This window comes from Actinomycetospora succinea (genome assembly GCF_004363095.1).
Lineage (GTDB): Bacteria > Actinomycetota > Actinomycetes > Mycobacteriales > Pseudonocardiaceae > Actinomycetospora > Actinomycetospora succinea.
The window spans coordinates 965649-980349 of sequence record NZ_SNYO01000002.1 but is presented as its reverse complement, the minus strand read 5'-3'; the positions used below and the strand labels follow the sequence as shown (position 1 = coordinate 980349).

Annotated in this window: 19 protein-coding genes; 11 read left to right on the top strand and 8 right to left on the bottom strand. The window is 76.5% G+C overall.

Features of this window, described 5'->3' with window-relative positions; translation table 11 throughout:
• Nucleotides 1–90: 90 nt before the first annotated feature.
• Nucleotides 91–729, bottom strand: coding sequence for a LysE family translocator (locus EV188_RS11205; RefSeq protein ID WP_243741603.1), 639 nt, complete (start codon nt 727–729; stop codon nt 91–93).
• A gap of 206 nt (nt 730–935) precedes the next feature.
• On the opposite strand from EV188_RS11205, the gene EV188_RS11200 reads away from it, so the two are divergent.
• Both EV188_RS11200 and EV188_RS11195 read left to right on the top strand, forming a co-directional pair.
• Nucleotides 936–1286, top strand: a complete 351-nt coding sequence (locus EV188_RS11200; RefSeq protein WP_243741602.1) for a DUF3099 domain-containing protein — start codon at nt 936–938, stop codon at nt 1284–1286.
• Nucleotides 1287–1290: 4 nt separating this feature from the next.
• Nucleotides 1291–2688: an MFS transporter gene (locus EV188_RS11195; RefSeq protein WP_133826255.1), complete on the top strand. Its 1398-nt coding sequence runs from the start codon at nt 1291–1293 to the stop codon at nt 2686–2688.
• On the opposite strand, the gene EV188_RS11190 is transcribed toward EV188_RS11195, so the two are convergent.
• The 3 genes from EV188_RS11190 to EV188_RS11180 are packed head-to-tail and all read right to left on the bottom strand — an operon-like array spanning nt 2685 to nt 4902.
• The gene (locus EV188_RS11190; protein WP_133826254.1) at nt 2685–3185 is read right to left on the bottom strand and encodes a hypothetical protein; all 501 of its coding nucleotides are present in this window, start codon (nt 3183–3185) and stop codon (nt 2685–2687) included. The genes EV188_RS11195 and EV188_RS11190 overlap by 4 nt on opposite strands.
• Before the next feature lie 2 nt (nt 3186–3187).
• Entirely contained in the window at nt 3188–3547 is a 360-nt protein-coding gene (locus tag EV188_RS11185; RefSeq protein WP_133826253.1) for a nuclear transport factor 2 family protein, read from the bottom strand.
• Nucleotides 3544–4902: a PP2C family protein-serine/threonine phosphatase gene (locus EV188_RS11180; protein WP_166659825.1), complete on the bottom strand. Its 1359-nt coding sequence runs from the start codon at nt 4900–4902 to the stop codon at nt 3544–3546. Before EV188_RS11180 ends, EV188_RS11185 begins: the two co-directional genes overlap by 4 nt.
• A 70-nt stretch (nt 4903–4972) precedes the next feature.
• On the opposite strand from EV188_RS11180, the gene EV188_RS31525 reads away from it, so the two are divergent.
• A complete protein-coding gene (locus EV188_RS31525) occupies nt 4973–5362 on the top strand; it encodes an ATP-binding protein (RefSeq protein WP_166659824.1) in 390 nt (129 codons plus the stop codon).
• A gap of 1 nt (nt 5363) precedes the next feature.
• Here EV188_RS31525 and EV188_RS11175 read toward each other — a convergent pair whose 3' ends face one another.
• The gene (locus EV188_RS11175; protein WP_133826251.1) at nt 5364–5975 is read right to left on the bottom strand and encodes a hypothetical protein; all 612 of its coding nucleotides are present in this window, start codon (nt 5973–5975) and stop codon (nt 5364–5366) included.
• A gap of 113 nt (nt 5976–6088) precedes the next feature.
• Between EV188_RS11175 and EV188_RS32530 the strand changes: the two genes are divergently transcribed.
• Nucleotides 6089–6862, top strand: coding sequence for a thermonuclease family protein (locus EV188_RS32530; protein ID WP_243741601.1), 774 nt, complete (start codon nt 6089–6091; stop codon nt 6860–6862).
• Nucleotides 6863–6875: 13 nt separating this feature from the next.
• Here the strand turns inward: EV188_RS32530 and EV188_RS31520 are convergent, their stop codons facing one another.
• Nucleotides 6876–7043, bottom strand: a complete 168-nt coding sequence (locus tag EV188_RS31520; RefSeq protein ID WP_166659823.1) for a hypothetical protein — start codon at nt 7041–7043, stop codon at nt 6876–6878.
• A 211-nt stretch (nt 7044–7254) separates the two neighbouring features.
• The gene (locus EV188_RS11165; RefSeq protein WP_243741600.1) at nt 7255–8151 is read right to left on the bottom strand and encodes an NmrA family NAD(P)-binding protein; all 897 of its coding nucleotides are present in this window, start codon (nt 8149–8151) and stop codon (nt 7255–7257) included.
• Between the two features lie 78 nt (nt 8152–8229).
• Between EV188_RS11165 and EV188_RS11160 the strand changes: the two genes are divergently transcribed.
• Entirely contained in the window at nt 8230–9063 is an 834-nt protein-coding gene (locus tag EV188_RS11160; RefSeq protein WP_133826250.1) for an alpha/beta fold hydrolase, read from the top strand.
• A gap of 4 nt (nt 9064–9067) precedes the next feature.
• Here the strand turns inward: EV188_RS11160 and EV188_RS11155 are convergent, their stop codons facing one another.
• Nucleotides 9068–9472 carry a RidA family protein gene (locus tag EV188_RS11155; RefSeq protein ID WP_133826249.1) on the bottom strand — a complete coding sequence of 135 codons (405 nt, stop codon included), beginning with the start codon at nt 9470–9472 and terminating at the stop codon, nt 9068–9070.
• A 69-nt stretch (nt 9473–9541) separates the two neighbouring features.
• On the opposite strand from EV188_RS11155, the gene EV188_RS11150 reads away from it, so the two are divergent.
• From EV188_RS11150 to EV188_RS11125, 6 genes are all read left to right on the top strand, one after another.
• Nucleotides 9542–10144: a TetR/AcrR family transcriptional regulator gene (locus tag EV188_RS11150; RefSeq protein WP_133826248.1), complete on the top strand. Its 603-nt coding sequence runs from the start codon at nt 9542–9544 to the stop codon at nt 10142–10144.
• Between the two features lie 11 nt (nt 10145–10155).
• On the top strand, nt 10156–11493 hold the full coding sequence (locus EV188_RS11145; protein ID WP_133826247.1) for an amidase: 1338 nt from the start codon (nt 10156–10158) through the stop codon (nt 11491–11493).
• A 150-nt stretch (nt 11494–11643) separates the two neighbouring features.
• A complete protein-coding gene (locus tag EV188_RS11140; protein ID WP_133826246.1) occupies nt 11644–12573 on the top strand; it encodes an acyl-CoA dehydrogenase family protein in 930 nt (309 codons plus the stop codon).
• A complete protein-coding gene (locus tag EV188_RS11135) occupies nt 12570–13310 on the top strand; it encodes a PIG-L deacetylase family protein (RefSeq protein WP_133826245.1) in 741 nt (246 codons plus the stop codon). The genes EV188_RS11140 and EV188_RS11135 overlap by 4 nt, the downstream gene beginning before the upstream one ends.
• Nucleotides 13307–13912: a class I SAM-dependent methyltransferase gene (locus EV188_RS11130; RefSeq protein WP_133826244.1), complete on the top strand. Its 606-nt coding sequence runs from the start codon at nt 13307–13309 to the stop codon at nt 13910–13912. Before EV188_RS11135 ends, EV188_RS11130 begins: the two co-directional genes overlap by 4 nt.
• A complete protein-coding gene (locus EV188_RS11125; protein WP_208114112.1) occupies nt 13909–14649 on the top strand; it encodes a glycosyltransferase family 2 protein in 741 nt (246 codons plus the stop codon). Before EV188_RS11130 ends, EV188_RS11125 begins: the two co-directional genes overlap by 4 nt.
• Nucleotides 14650–14701: the final 52 nt, after the last annotated feature.

Genomic DNA, 14701 nt, shown 5'->3' with positions numbered 1-14701 from the left:
CAGCAGCCCTACAACGAAGCCACCGCCTGGCCCGCGGCTACAGACAAGACAAACGCCCCCGCGGCTTGACCTCCTACGACCGTGGGATGTCTAGGCGGCGCGCGACGTCGTCGCGAGCCCGGCGCCCAGCCCGATCATCGCGACGCCGCCCGCGCCGCCGAGGACCGACAGCCGCCGCGGCGAGCGCGCGAACCACGCCCGCGCCGTCCCTGCGCCGAGCGCCCAGGCGCTGTCGAAGGCCAGGCCGATCGAGGTCATGACGACGCCGAGGACGACGATCTGCGGCCCGGTCGCGGCGCCGGGGTCGAGGAACTGCGGCAGGAACGCGACGAGGAAGAGCGCGCTCTTGGGGTTGAGCAGCCCGACCACCAGGCCGTCGAGGCCCGAGCGCCACCACCCGGGCAGCGCCGGCACGTCCGTCGGTGCCGCGAGCGCGGCCGCCGTCGCGTGCCGGTGGCGGATCGCGGTCACGCCCAGCACCACCAGGTAGGCCGCGCCCGCGAACTTGACCACGGTGAACGCCGCGGCCGACTCCGCGAGCACCGCGCCGAGCCCGACCCCGACGGCGAGGACCTGCAGGCCGATGCCGAGGGCGTTGCCGGCCACCGAGCAGAGCGCGCGCCGGCGCCCGGCCGCAAGGGCCCGGCTGACGGCGAACACGACGCTCGGTCCCGGGATCACGATGACGATCGCGCAGGCGACGACGAAGGCGAGCAGGTGGCTGGGCACCTCCCGGAGCTTCGTCGGCCGCCGTCGCGGGGTCCAGGGGATTCCGGTGACCGGGGCCACCGCCCGCGCACGAGGATGGGCGGATGGTCGCGGCGCCCCCTGACGTTGACCCTGGTGCCGGGCCGAGATCGCGCCGAGATCGACGCGTCGGGGCCGGGCCCCGTGGAAATGTCTGCCGGACATCGACGTCCGGTGAGGAGTCGTCGTTGCGACGTCACGCCAGCAGTCCTGTCCTGATCACCGGTGCGGCCGTCTCCCCCGCGGAGGAGTTCGCCGCCCGCCGGCGCCGCTACTCACTGATCATGTCCCTGCGCATCCCCTGCCTCGTCGTCGCCGGCGTGCTCGCGCTCGGCTTCGGGTGGACCGTCGCCGCCGCGGTGCTCGTCATGGCCTCGGTGCCGCTGCCCTGGGTGGCGGTGCTCATCGCCAACGACGGTCCGCCGCGCAAGGCCGAGAAGGTCGCCCGCTACCGGGACGACCGCGCCCTCGAGACCCGGTCGGTGCCCGCCCTCGAGGCGGGGCAGGTCATCGACGTCCCCACCGACCGGGCGGCGTGATCGCATGACCTCCGAGCAGGGCGGTTCGTGGGCGCAGATGGTCGCGCCCGGACGACGCGGTGCCGTGACGGTGCTGGCCGGCGGCACGCTGATGTTCGCGATCGACACCTACGTCACCGCGAGCCTCCTGCCCTCCGCGGTCGCCGAGATCGGCGGGGCCGCCTTCTACGCCTGGCCGACCACCCTGTTCCTGCTCGCCGCCGTCGTCGCCTCGTCGCTGACCAGCCGGGTGCTGGCGACGGTGCCCGCGGCGCGCGCCTACCTCGTCGCCCTCGCGGTGTTCGCGATCGGGGCGCTCGTCGACGCCGTCGCGCCGTCGATGGCGGTGCTCCTCGTCGGGCGCGTGGTGCAGGGCCTCGGCGGCGGGCTGCTCGCCGCCATGGGCTACGCCCTCATCCGCGTCGCGCTGCCCCGCACACTGTGGACGCGCGGCAGCGCCGTGATCGCGGCGATGTGGGGCGTCGCGCTGATCGTCGGCCCCGGTCTCGGCGGCGTGCTGGCCGGGGCGGGCCAGTGGCGCTGGGCGTTCGGTGCCCTCGTCGTCGCGAGCCTGCTGATCGCCGCGATCGTGCCGTCGGCGCTGCGTCGCGCCCGCGCCCCGATCTCCCCGGGGCCGTTCCCGGTCGGCTCGGTGCTCCTCGTCGCGGCCGCCGCGGCGGTGCTCAGCGTCGCCGGGCTGGCCGCGGACCCGCTCGTCGCCGGCCTCGGGCTGCTGGTGGCGCTCGTGCTGCTCGTGCTGTTCGTCGTGCACGAGCGGCGGACGTCGGCGGCCGTCCTCCCGCGGGCGACGTTCCGGGCCGGCTCGCCGCTGCGCTGGATCTACGGCCTGATGGCGGTGCTCGTCGGCGTGGCCGGGGTCGAGGCGTTCGTGCCGCTGGTGGGTCAGCAGGTCGCCGGGCTCGACCCGGTGGCCGCGGGGTTCCTCGGTGTCGCGCTCGGCGCCGGGTGGGTGCTCGGCGAGATGATCAGCGCGTCCGCGCGCCGTCCGCGACCGCGCGTGCTCGGCGGGCCGCTGCTGCTCGCCGCAGGAACGGTCCTGGTCGCCGTCACCCTGGTGACCGTGGACGGACCCGTCGCCGTGGCGCTCTGGGCCGTCGGGCTCCTCGCCGGCGGCGTCGGGATCGGCACCGCCTGGCCGCACCTCGCGGCGTCGGCGATCGGCGGAGCTGACCCGGAGCCCGGGTCGGGGACCGAGGCGGACGAGAACGAGGCCGACAAGGCCTCCGCCGCGGTGACGACGGTGCAGATGCTCGCCGTGTCGGTCGGCACGGCGCTCGGCGGTGTCGCCCTGGCCCTCGGCGGGAGCGACCCGGTCGCGTCGGCCCGCTGGCTGTTCGCGACCTTCGCCGTCGCGGCGGTGGTCGGCGCGCTGACGGCACGCCCCGCCGCCCGGGGTGTCTAGCGCAGGATCTCCACGAGCAGCGCCCAGGCGTTGACCAGCCCGCCGACGAGCGCGAGCGCCACCGCCGCGGGGAGCCAGTAGAGCCCGCCGAGCGACTCGGTGAGCAGGCCGATCGCCGCGACCACGGGCGCGAGGGCCGCGACCGCGGCGGGCACGATGTTCGTCGCCACCCAGGACAACAGCGGCTGCTCGGCCGCATGGGCCGCGGGCCGGACCAGGTACCCGAGCGACGGCACCGTCACCGCGGAGATCACCAGCAGCTCGATCGCGAGGGCGACGTCCGGCTGTCCGGGGATGAGGAGCGCCAGTGAGATGAACACCGGCAGCGCGAGCAGGATCAGCGACAGCGCGGCCCGCCCCGCGATGCCGGGGCCGGAGAGGATCGTGCGGATGTTGATCGAGACCGCGACGAACAGCAGGCCCGCGAGCGCCGCCGCCGCGCCGGCCATCCCGGCGGCGAAGTCGGACCAGGGCTCGGCGGCGTAGGCGGCGTCCACGGCTAGCTCAGCTTCTCCCGCATCGTCGCCGCCACCGCCTGCAGGGCGGACAGCGGGCGGATCATCACGGTGAGGCGGTCGATCGCGCCGGACGCGTCGTGGTGCAGCAGGTCGATGCCCTCGAGCTCGCGGTCGCCGACGTGGGCGCGGAAGACGAGCAGGTGGTCGTCGCCGCCGGCGATCTCGTTCACGTAGCGGAAGTCCTCGAAGACGGTGAACACCGCGTGCAGGATCGGCGCGACGGCGTCGCGGCCGTGGTAGGGCGTGTGCACGACGGGGCTCGAGAACTCGACGTCGTCGGCGAGCAGGGCGACGGCGGCGTCGATGTCGCCGGCCTCGACGGCGGCGCGGAACGTGGTCATGCGGGCTCCGGGATCGTGTAGATCTGAGGGCTGCGGACGACGACGATCGCCGTGTCGTCGGAGACCTGGCCGCCGGCGTGGTCGAGCGCGGCGCGGCTGACGGCCTCGGCGACCGTCTCGGCGCTCGACGCGCGCGGCAGCGACGCGAGGACGCGGGCGATGCCGTCCTCGCCGAACTGGTCGGTGCTGCCCGGCGGGCGCGACTCGGTGACGCCGTCGGTGTAGAAGACGAGGCTGTCGCCCGGCCGCAGGCACTCCTCCTCGCGCCCCACCGAGGCGTCCGAGCGCAGGCCCAGGGCGCGCCCGCCGACGGCGAACTGGCCGACCTCGCCGTCGGCGCGCAGCAGGAACGCCGGCGGGTGCCCGCCGTTGACCACCACCGTGTGCAGGCCCTCGTCGGCGGCGGTCATGGTCGCGTAGGTGGCGGTGACGAAGCTGTGCCGGCCGGCGAACCACACGTGCAGGACGTCGTTGAGCGCGGCGAGCACCGCGCCGGTGTCGTCCTCGGTGTGCCCGACGGCGCGCACGGTGGAGCGGGCGAGCGCCGTGGTCCGCGCCGCCCACGGACCCTTGCCACAGACGTCGCCGACGACGACGCCCCAGCCGCCCGGCACCGGGAAGACGTCGTAGAAGTCGCCGAGCACCTCGGCGCCGCCACCGCCCGGGCGGTAGCGCGCGGCGACCTCCATGCCCGGGATCCGCGGGTTGCCGGCGGGCAGGAGGCTCTGCTGCAGGGTCTCCGCGAGCTCGGTGGCCTCGGCGGCGGAGCGCTCGGCCCGCTCGGCGTGGCGCTCGGCGTCGGCGGCGTGGCGCTCGGCGGCCGCCGAGGCGACCCGCGCCTCCTGCAGGGCCATCCGCAGCGCGATCTCGCCGCCCGCGGCCTGCGAGAGCGTCCGCAGGATCTCCAGCTGGCCGTGCGTCCACTCGCGGGGGCGGACGTCCATGGCGCAGAACGTGCCGAGCACGTCGCCGCCCGCCGCGCGGATCGGGATGCCGGCCCAGGCCTTGATGTTCATGGTCTCGACCGCGGCCATGGCTTTGGTTCGGACGTCCTCGCGGGTGTCGGGGATGACCTGCTCGGCGCCGGTCGTGACCACGAACCGGCAGAACGACTCGTCCGCCGGGGCCCGTCGCGGGCCGGTGACGTCGTCGACGCCCGTGGTGCTCTTCCAGAACGAGACCTCGTCGTCGACGAGCGTCACGAACACCATCGGGGCACCGATGAGGTCGGAGGCCAACCGGGTGAGGCGGTCGAACGCCTCTTCGCGGGGAGTGTCGAGCAGGCCCGTCGACGCGACCGCGGCGACCCGGGCCGGGTCGTCGATCCGGAGTGCCGGATTGGGCTCGTCCTCCACCGGGAACAGCCTACGGCCAGGGGAGGTCGGGTCAGGGCGAGGCGGGGGTGCTGTGGGGGAGGGCGAGGACGTGTTGCACCTCGAGGTTCCGGCGACTCCGGCGCACGTCGGGCGCCTGCGTCGCGCCGTGCGCGGCTGGTTGGGCCGCGCGCTCGGCGACGGTGACGCGGACGCCGTCGACAACCTGACCCTCGCCGTCAGCGAGGCGCTCGAGAACGCCGCGGAGCACGCGTACGCCGACCGTGACGAGCCCGGGACGATGACGCTCTCCGCGCAGCGGGACGCCCGGAAGCCGGGCGCCGTGGTGATCAGCGTGTCGGACTCGGGGCACTGGCGGGCCCCGACGGAGGGCAACAGCTACCGGGGCCGCGGGCTCGCGCTCATCGAGGAGCTGGCCGACGCCCACACCGTCCGCCCCGGGCCGACGGGCACGACGGTGACCCTGCGCCACCCGGGCTGAGCTACACGACGTCGGGCAGCTTCAGGTCGACCTGGAAGCCGCGCCGCCCGTCGTGGGTCACGACGCCCCGGCAGCGCACCGGCCCGGCGACGTCGACGAGGTGGCGGTAGCGGGCGCTCATCGCCGCGGCCAGCTCCCCGATGCGGCGGCCGTCGAGGCGGACCTCGACGGCGTAGTCGCCCCGGTACTTGCCGCGCGTCACCGTCGACGACCACAGCTCGACCGTGACCGGCGTCGGCGTGGCCCCGGGGCGGTGGTGCCCGGCGAGGACGTCCTGGTGGTCCTCCTCGCGCGTCACCACGACCTCGCGGTCGGGGTCGAGGACCGCGCGGGGTGCGGGGATGGGCGTCGTCGACGGCTCGCCGTCGGGCGGCCGGCGGGGCGCCGGGGGGCGCGCGGGCCGGAGCGCGGGGGTGACCGGCGGGGCGGGCATGACCGGCGGGGCCGGCGGGGCCGGCGGGGCCGGCGGGGCCGGCGGGGCCGGCGGGGCCGGCGGGGCCGTTGTGGCGAGGGCCTGGCGCCGTGACCGGTCGATCGTCCACCAGATGCCGAACGGCACGGCGAGGACCACCGCGGTGATCGCGAGCCATTTGATCAGCAGGAGCACGGCCACACCGCCTCATCGTCGCGGCGGGGCGATTCGTGACAGGGCTCGTCCGGGCGGTAACGATCGGTGGTGTCCGCTCGACAAGGTCGACGTTGATCGCCGGCCGGAGGGGACGCGACGTGCGCCAGGCGTACAAGGTGTGGTCCGGGATCGCGGCCGGCGTGTTCTGCCTCGTCGCCGCCACCGACCTGTCGGGCCGGGGCGCGACGCCGCCCGCCGGGACGGTCGCGAGCTCGTCGTCGCTGCCGGCCGTCGCGGCTCCGGCCGCCGTCGGGGGATCGAGCCCCGCGCGGGTGCTCGAGGTGATCGACGGCGACACCTTCCGCCTCACCTCGGGCGACGAGGTGCGCGTGCTGGGGATCGACTCCTGCGAGGCCGGGACGCCCGGCGGGCGCCGGGCGACCGATGCCGCCCGCGCGCGGCTGGTCGGGGTGCCGGTGACCCTCGCCGCGCAGCCCGGCGTCGACCGCGACCGCTACGGGCGCATGCTGCGCTACGTCTCCGCGGGCGGCAGCGACTTCGCGGCGACCATGGTCGCGATGGACCACACGGCGATCTACACCGGCGGGCGCAACGACGCCTCGCCGACCGTGCAGGCGACGCTGCGCCGGATCGACACGAACGGCCGGACCTGCGGCGCCGCCACCACCACGACGCGCTCCGCCGCGCCGACCACCACCCGGTCCCCGGACGTCGACCGCCCGCGCACCGCCCTCCCCGCGGTCCCGCGCACGGCGACGCGCGAGCAGGCCGCGGCGCGCTCGGGCGGTGGCGGCGGGTACTACGCGAACTGCTCGGCGGCCCGCGCGGCCGGCGCGGCACCGCTGACCCGCGGGCAGGCGGGCTACCGCGCGGCGCTGGACCGCGACGGTGACGGCGTCGCCTGCGAGTAGCCGGCGAGGGTCGCTAGCGAGCCCGCTCCGGGCGGCGCACGGGGCGCCGGTCGGCGGTGCGGGCCGTGCCCGCCGGGCGTCCGGTGGACGGCCGCGGAGCGGGGGCCGGCGAGGTCGCCGGCAGCTCGAGCATGGCCAGGGCGGAGTCCGGGATGAGGGCCAGTTCCGAGTTCTTGATCATGCCTGCCCCTTCCTCTGAGATGGCCCGGGCCGAGTGCGACCCGAGCGGGGCTGTCCCTCAGTCAACGCGGCGACGAGGGTCGCTGCTCCCACCCTGAGAACCTGATCGATCAGGCGGCTTCGTCCGCGCGGCGGGTGGTCGAGCACGCCGGACGAGCGGCCCGGCGGCCGCTCGGTGATCGGCCGGCGATCGCCGGGAGATCCACCGGTGATCAGGCCAGCGGGCGCAGGTGGGCCTCGGCCCAGCCGGCGAGGGTGCTCGGCGTGGTGGTGAGCTCGGTGCGTGGCTGCTCCGCGACGAAGCCGGACCGCAGCCCCGCCGCCATGCCGACGATCGCCTCCACCGCCGGGGCGCCGAGCCCGATCGACGCCAGGCCGGCGCGCACGTCGTCGTCGGTCACCTCCACCGCGCGCACCGGACGCCCGAGCACCGAGGAGAGCACCTCCGCGACGTCGGTGAACGTGAGGTCCCGCGGCCCGTGCACGGCCTGCACCCCGCCGACCGTCCACGGCGCGAGCAGGCGTGCCGCGGCGACCTCGGCGATGTCGCGCGGGTCGACCCACGGCATCGGGGCGTCGAGGGGCCACGCGGTCCGCAGGACGCCCTCGCGCACCCCGTCGAGGTCGAGCTCGAGGTTGGTGAAGAAGTAGGCGCACCGCAGGTGCAGCGCCGCGGCGCCGGTGGCGTCCAGCGCCTCCTCGACGCGGGCGAGCCCGTCGATCTCGCCGGCGCCGTGGCGCTTCTCCGCCCCGATGCTCGACTGGAAGACCGTGCGCGCGATCCCGTTCTCCGCGACCGCCCGCGCGACGTGCCCGCCGAGCCGCGCGTGGGCCTCGACCGGGTCGCCGCCGTGCACCGTCGGGCTCACCCAGAACAGCGCCTCGACCCCGCGGGTGGCCGCGACGACCGCGTCGCCGTCGTCCTGGTCGCAGCGCACGGCGTCGACGTGATCGCGCCAGACCGGGTCGAGCACGTCGGGATCGCGCATCAGCACCCGCGGCCGCACCCCGGCCTGGACCAGGATCCGCAGGACGTGGGCACCGACGTGACCCCGTGGCGTGGTGATCGCGATGTTCATGTCCGCGAGGGTGACGGAGGGGTCCGACACCGATACGACCTTGACGGGGGGACTCCGAAGGAGTTAGGTCGTGAGCGATTACATCGTGCACGATGAAAGGGAGTCCTGATGCCGACCCTCACCGTCGGGAACGAGAACGGCAGCCCGGTGGACCTCTACTACGAGGACCACGGCGCCGGGCGTCCGGTCGTGCTGATCCACGGGTGGCCGCTGTCCGGTCGCTCCTGGGAGAAGCAGGTCCCGGCCCTCGTCGACGCCGGCCACCGCGTCGTCACCTACGACCGCCGCGGGTTCGGGTCGTCGTCGCAGCCGTGGTCCGGCTACGACTACGATACCTTCGCCGCCGACCTCGACGCCCTGCTGCGCCACCTCGACCTGCGCGACGCCACGCTCGTCGGCTTCTCGATGGGCGGCGGCGAGGTCGCGCGCTACCTCGGCCGCTTCGGCAGCGAGCGCGTCGCGCAGGCCGTCTTCGCCGGCGCCGTGCCGCCGTACCTCTACCAGACCGACGACAACCCCGACGGCGGTCTCGACGACGCGACGATCCAGGGCTTCCTCGACGGCGTCACCGGCGATCGCGTCGCGTTCCTCGACGGGTTCGTCACGAACTTCTTCACCGCCGGCGGCCGCTCCGACCTCATCAGCGAGCCCTCGCGGCTCTACCACCGCGAGATCGCCGAGTTCGCCTCGCCGAAGGGCACGCTGGAGTGCATCCGGGCCTTCAGCTACACCGACTTCCGCGACGACCTCGCGAGGATCGACGTCCCGACGCTGGTGATCCACGGGGACTCGGACGCGATCGTGCCGTTCGAGGTCTCCGGCAAGCGGACCGCCGAGGCCGTGAAGGACAGCCGGACCGTCGTGGTCGAGGGCGGCCCGCACGGCTTCAACGCCACCCACGCGCAGCAGTTCAACGAGGCCCTGCTCGACTTCCTCGGCTGACTCCTCAGGGGAGCACGGCCGTCGCCTCGACCTCGACGAGCAGGTCGGGCTCCCCGAGCGCGGTGACCCCGACGAGCGTGATGGCCGGCGTGACCTGGCCGAGAGCCATGGCGGCCCGCATGGCGCCCTCGCCGAAGCCGCCCATCTTCTCCGGGGTCAGGTCCACGACGTAGACGGTCATCTTCGCGACGTCGTGCAGCGTCGCGCCGACGGCCTCGAGCGCGGTCGCGACGTTGCGGTACGCCTGCTCGGTCTGGGCGGCGAGGTCGCCCGGGCCGACGGGCGTGCCGTCGGCAGTGCGGGCGACCTGGCCGGACACGAACACCGTCCGCGTGCCCGTCGCGACCGCGACCTGGCGGTAGACGTCGGGGGCGGGCAGGCCGGCCGGGTTGAGCAGCTCGACGGTCATGGTGTCCTCCGGGTGGGATAGCGCTGTTATGTCTCGCAATGTATAGCAGCGTTATGCCACACTGCACAAGTGCCCCGACCGCCCGATCCCGCCGTGCGCACCGCCCTCATCGAGCAGGCGGCCGCGATGCTCGTCGCCCGCGAGCCGGTGACGCTGCGGGCGCTCGCGACGCGCGTCGGGACGTCGACGATGGCCGTCTACACGCACTTCGACGGGATGACGGGCCTGTGGGGCGCGGTCCGCCAGGAGGGGTTCGCGCGCCTGGCCCGCCGCCTGGCGGACGTGGCGGCGACCGACGACCCGGTGCGCGACCTCGCGGCCCTCGGCGCCGCGTACGCCGCGAACGCGATCGAGCACCCGGCGCTCTACCGCGCCATGTTCGACGCCGCCGCGGACCTGCCCGACCCCGAGTCGGCGGGCGCGGCGTTCGGGGTGCTCGTGGCGGCGGCCGGCCGGGCGCTCGAGGCCGGGCGCTTCCGCGACGTCGACCCCGCCGCCGTCGCCACCCGCCAGTGGGCCTCGGGGCACGGGCTGCTGCTGCTCGTGATCTCCGGCGTGCTGCCCCGCGAGGCCCTCGACGAGCACGTGCCCGCCCTCCTGACGGCGATCTTCAGCGCGGCCGGCGACGACCCCGGACGGTGCGCGGCGTCGGTCCGCGCCGGCTGGGGCTAGCGTCCGGTTCCGTGGACGCCGCCGCCCTGGTCAGCCAGTCCCCGCTCGCCCAGGCCGCCGCGATGCGCGACGGCCAGGTCAGCGCCGTCGACCTCGCCGCGGCGACGCTGGAGGCGGCCCGGGAGCTCGACGCGCGGGTCAACGCGTTCGCCGCGCTCGACGCCGACGGGGCCCACGCCGCGGCGCAGGAGGCCGACCGGCGCCGCGCGGCCGGCGAGGACGGCCCGCTGCTCGGGGTGCCGATCGCGGTCAAGGACGACCTCGACGCCGCCGGGCACGTGACGTCCTGGGGCTCCCGCGCGCGCACCACCCCGGCCCGGGCGGACGGGCCGGTCGTGACGATGATCAGAGCCGCCGGCATGGTGCCCGTCGGCCGGACGACGCTGCCCGAGCTCGCGATCCACGGGTTCACCGAGTCCGCGCGCTTCGGCGTGACGTGCAACCCGATCGACCCGGGCCGGACCTCCGGCGGCTCGTCGGGCGGGTCGGCGGCCGCGGTCGCGGGCGGCGCGGTGGGGATCGCGACGGCCAGCGACGGCGGCGGCTCCATCCGCATCCCGGCGTCGTGCTGCGGGCTCGTCGGGATCAAGCCCGGCGCGGGCCGGACGCCCGGCGGCGGGTGGAACGGGCTCTCGGTGCAGGGCTGCCTGACGCGCCGCGTCGCCGACTCCGCGACCTACCTCGACCTCCTCGGCGACTTCGCGACCCCGCTCGCGGCCGCCGCCGAACAGGACCCGCCGCCGCTGCGGATCGGCGTCGACCTCGCGTCGCCCGCCACCCCGGCCCTGCCGCTGGACCCGGAGCTCGAGGCCGCGGTCCGCCGGGCCGCCGACGTCCTCGCGGGCCTCGGCCACCAGGTGCGCGACGTCCGGGTGCGCTACGGCGCGGCGCCCGCCGGGTTCGTCGCCCGCATGCTGCACGGCATCGCCGGCGCCGCCGCGGACGTCGACGACCCGTCGCTGCTCGAGGCCCGCACCGCCGAGGTCGCGCGGATCGGGCGGCGGGTCCCGGACGCCGCCGTGGTCCGGGCGCGCCGGCAGGGCGAGGCGTTCGGGCACCGGGTGCTCGCCGACCTCGGCGTCGACGTGCTGCTCACCCCGCCCGCCCGGGGCCCCGCGGTCCCCGTGGGGCACTGGGACGGCCGGCGCGGCCTGACCACCATGCTCGGGCAGGCACGGCAGTACGCCCACACGCCGCCCTGGAACCACGCGGGCATCCCGGCCGCCGTGGTGCCGGTGACCCGGTCGGACCTGGGGCTCCCGCTCGCGGTCCAGTGCGTCGTCGGGCCGGACCAGGACGCGCGCCTGGTGTCGGTCGCCGCGCAGATCGAGCGCGCGTTCTCGCCGTAGCAGTGCCTCGTGGATCACGGGTGAGCCCGGAGGACGCCGGGTAGTCCGAGCCGGTCCGCCGAGTCGTTCCCGACTCCGCCCCGGGGTACAGCCCTCGCCCCGTGGCGTCGCCGTGGCGGGCAGCACCCACCCGTGCCCCGCAGGAGAGCGATGACCCCACTCGACGCGGTCCGGCCTGCCCTGGCCCGGTTCCGCACCACGCCGGCACCGCGGGGCGAGGGCCGCACGCGCCACAACTTCGCGGTGCTCGCGGCCGCCGCGACCGAGGACCTCGACGCCGCGCGCCTCGCCGAGGCCCACCTCGACGCCACGACGATCCTCCACGAGCTCGGCGGGCCCGCGCCGTCGCCCGGCTCGTGCTGGGGCGTGTGGGCCGCGGAGTCGGGCCCCGACGCGCTGGTGGAGAAGGGCGGGCGCCTGACCGGCCGCAAGCCGTTCTGCTCGGGGGCCGCCGGTCCGTGCACGCACGCGCTGGTCACCGTCGAGGGCCGGCGCCTGTTCGCGATCGACCTCGCCGACGCCGGGATCACCGTGCACGCGGGCGAGTGGCAGGCGCTGGGGATGCGCGGCAGCGCCGCCGCGACCGTCGACCTGGACGACGTCCCGGCGACCGAGATCGGCGCGCCGGGCGCGTACCTCGAGCGGCCGGGGTTCTGGCACGGCGCCATCGCCGTGGCCGCCGCGTGGTTCGGCGGGGCGGTCGGGGTCGCCGCGCCGCTGCGCAAGGCGTGCCGCCAGGGACGCCTCGACGACCACGGCCTCGCCCACCTCGGAGCCGTCGACGCCGACCTCGCCGCCGCGCGCTCGCTGCTCCTGGACGCGGCGGCGGCGCTGGACGGGCCGGGGCACGAGGAGAACGCGCGCCGGCGGGCCCTGCGCGTCCGCGCGGTCGTCGAGGCGGCGGTGGACAGCGCGCTGACCCGGACCGGGCGCGCGCTCGGGCCCGCGCCCGTCGCCCGCGACGCCGACCACGCCCGGCGCGTCGCCGACCTCGAGGTCTACGTCCGCCAGAGCCACGCCGAGCGCGACCTCGCCACGCTGGGCGCGCTGGCCGGCGACGACACGGACCCGCTGTCGTGAGCCCGTCGCTGAAGGGCGCCGGGACGTCCGAGGACGCGTGGTGGGGCCCGGGCGGTCTGGGGGCGGTGCCGAGCCGGGAGCCGGCGGTCATCCGCCCGCCGGGCCGGGTCGTCGTGGTCGCCCCGCACCCCGACGACGAGGTGCTCGGCGTCGGCGGGACCCTCGCGGTCTGGGCCGCGGAGGGGACCGAGGTCGCGGTCGTCGCGGTCACCGACGGCGAGGGTTCGCACCCCGACTCCCCGACGCTGACCCCGCGCGCGCTCGTCGACCGCCGGGCCGAGGAGCGCCGGGCGGCGCTGGCAGCGCTCGGGATCGAGGCAGCCGTCGACCGGCTCCGGCTCCCCGACGGCGCGGTGGCCGCCGACGACGTCGCCGACGGGGTCGCCGCGATCCTGCGCCCCGACGACACCGTGGTCGCGCCGGTGCTCGGCGACGGGCACCCCGACCACGACGCCACCGCGGCCGGCGCCGGCACGGCGGCCGAGCGGGTGGGCGTCGCCTGCTGGCGCTACGCCGTCTGGCTCTGGCACTGGGCGCAGCCGGGCGACGTGTCGTTCGACGGCGCCCGGCGCGTGCGGCTGCCGGCCACCGCGGTCAACGCGAAGGCCGCGGCGATCGAGCACTTCACCACCCAGGTCGCGCCGCTGTCCGACGACCCGCGCGACGCGGCCGTCCTGACCCCGCCCGTCCTCGCGCGGTTCCGGCGCGACACCGAGATCCTCTGGGGGCCGCGGTGAGCCTGTCGTCCGAGTACTTCGACGGCCTCTACGCCGCCGACGCCGACCCCTGGGGCATCGAGCGCGGCTGGTACGAGGAGCGCAAGCGCGCCGTCGTCCTCGCCGCCCTGCCCCGCCCGCGCTACGAGCGCGCCTTCGAACCCGGTTGCGCGGGCGGCGCGCTGTCGGTGGCGCTGGCGCCGCGCTGCGACGAGCTCGTCTGCTGGGACCCGGCGGCTCGGGCCGTCGAGACCACCGGGGAGCGGCTGGCCGACCACCCGCACGCGCGCGTCGAGCAGGGCGCGCTGCCCGGGAGCACGCCGGACGGGACGTTCGACCTGGTCGTCGCCTCCGAGGTCGTCTACTACCTCGACGCCGACGACCGTGCGGCGTTCTGGGACGCGGTCGAGGCGTGCCTGCGCCCGGGCGGCCACCTGCTCGCCGTGCACTGGCTGCGCGAGGCGCCCGAGTACCCCGTCGAGGGCGCGGGGGTGCACGACGAGCTGGCCGCGCGCACCGCGCTCGCCCGCACCGTCCGCCACGACGAGGCCGACTTCCGCCTCGAGGTGTACGCGCGGGCGTCGGAGGCCCGGTCGGTCGCCGAGGAGACGGGTCTCCGGTGATCGCTGTCGGTGTCGTCGTCCCCGCCCACGACGAGGAGGACCTGCTCGCCGACTGCCTCGCCGGGCTGCGGCACGCCGCCGCGGCGGTCGCCGACCGGGCGCGGGTGCGGGTGCTCGTCGTCGCCGACGCGTGCACCGACCGCACCGCGGAGGTGGCGCGGGCCCATGGCGTCGAGGTGCTGCCGGTGGCGGCGCGCAACGTCGGGCGGGCGCGGGCGGCGGGCGCGTCCGCCCTGCTCGGGAGCATCGACTGGCTCGCCACGACCGACGCCGACTCGGTGGTGCCGCCGGGCTGGCTCGTCGCCCAGCTGGACGCGGGCGCCGACGCGTGGGTCGGCACGGTCGAGGTCCTCGACTGGCGCGGGCTGCCCGGCGCGGTGCCCGCCCGTTACCGCGCGAGCTACGAGGCCGGGGACCCGCACCGCCACGTCCACGGCGCGAGCCTGGGGGTCGCGGCGGGCGTCTACCGGGCCGTCGGGGGGTTCCCGGCGCTGGCGACCGGCGAGGACGTCGCCCTCGTCGAGCGCCTGGACCGGGGCGGGCACCACGTCGTCCGCGACCGCACGCAGCCCGTCGTCACCAGCGCGCGCACCGAGGGGCGTGCGCCCGGTGGCTTCGCCGGACATCTGCGTGGGCTCGCGAGGCATGTGCGCCCCACCCCGCCGGGTACCACGGTCCTGTCCCCGCGTCCGGCCCTGCGGCGCGAGGACGACGGGCCGGCGGCCCGCATCTCCTGATCGGTCCGCCGACGAGACCGACCGCACGACCGCTCGAGACCGGGGCGGTGCG

Excerpts from the sequence above, each read along its gene's own strand:
- EV188_RS11160 (WP_133826250.1), top strand. The coding sequence starts at position 8,230 with ATGCCGACCCTCACCGTCGGGAACGAGAACGGCAGCCCGGTGGACCTC.
- EV188_RS11195 (WP_133826255.1), top strand. The coding sequence starts at position 1,291 with ATGACCTCCGAGCAGGGCGGTTCGTGGGCGCAGATGGTCGCGCCCGGA.
- EV188_RS31520 (WP_166659823.1), bottom strand. The coding sequence starts at position 7,043 with ATGATCAAGAACTCGGAACTGGCCCTCATCCCGGACTCCGCCCTGGCC.
- EV188_RS11140 (WP_133826246.1), top strand. The coding sequence starts at position 11,644 with ATGACCCCACTCGACGCGGTCCGGCCTGCCCTGGCCCGGTTCCGCACC.
- EV188_RS11155 (WP_133826249.1), bottom strand. The coding sequence starts at position 9,472 with ATGACCGTCGAGCTGCTCAACCCGGCCGGCCTGCCCGCCCCCGACGTC.
- EV188_RS11185 (WP_133826253.1), bottom strand. The coding sequence starts at position 3,547 with ATGACCACGTTCCGCGCCGCCGTCGAGGCCGGCGACATCGACGCCGCC.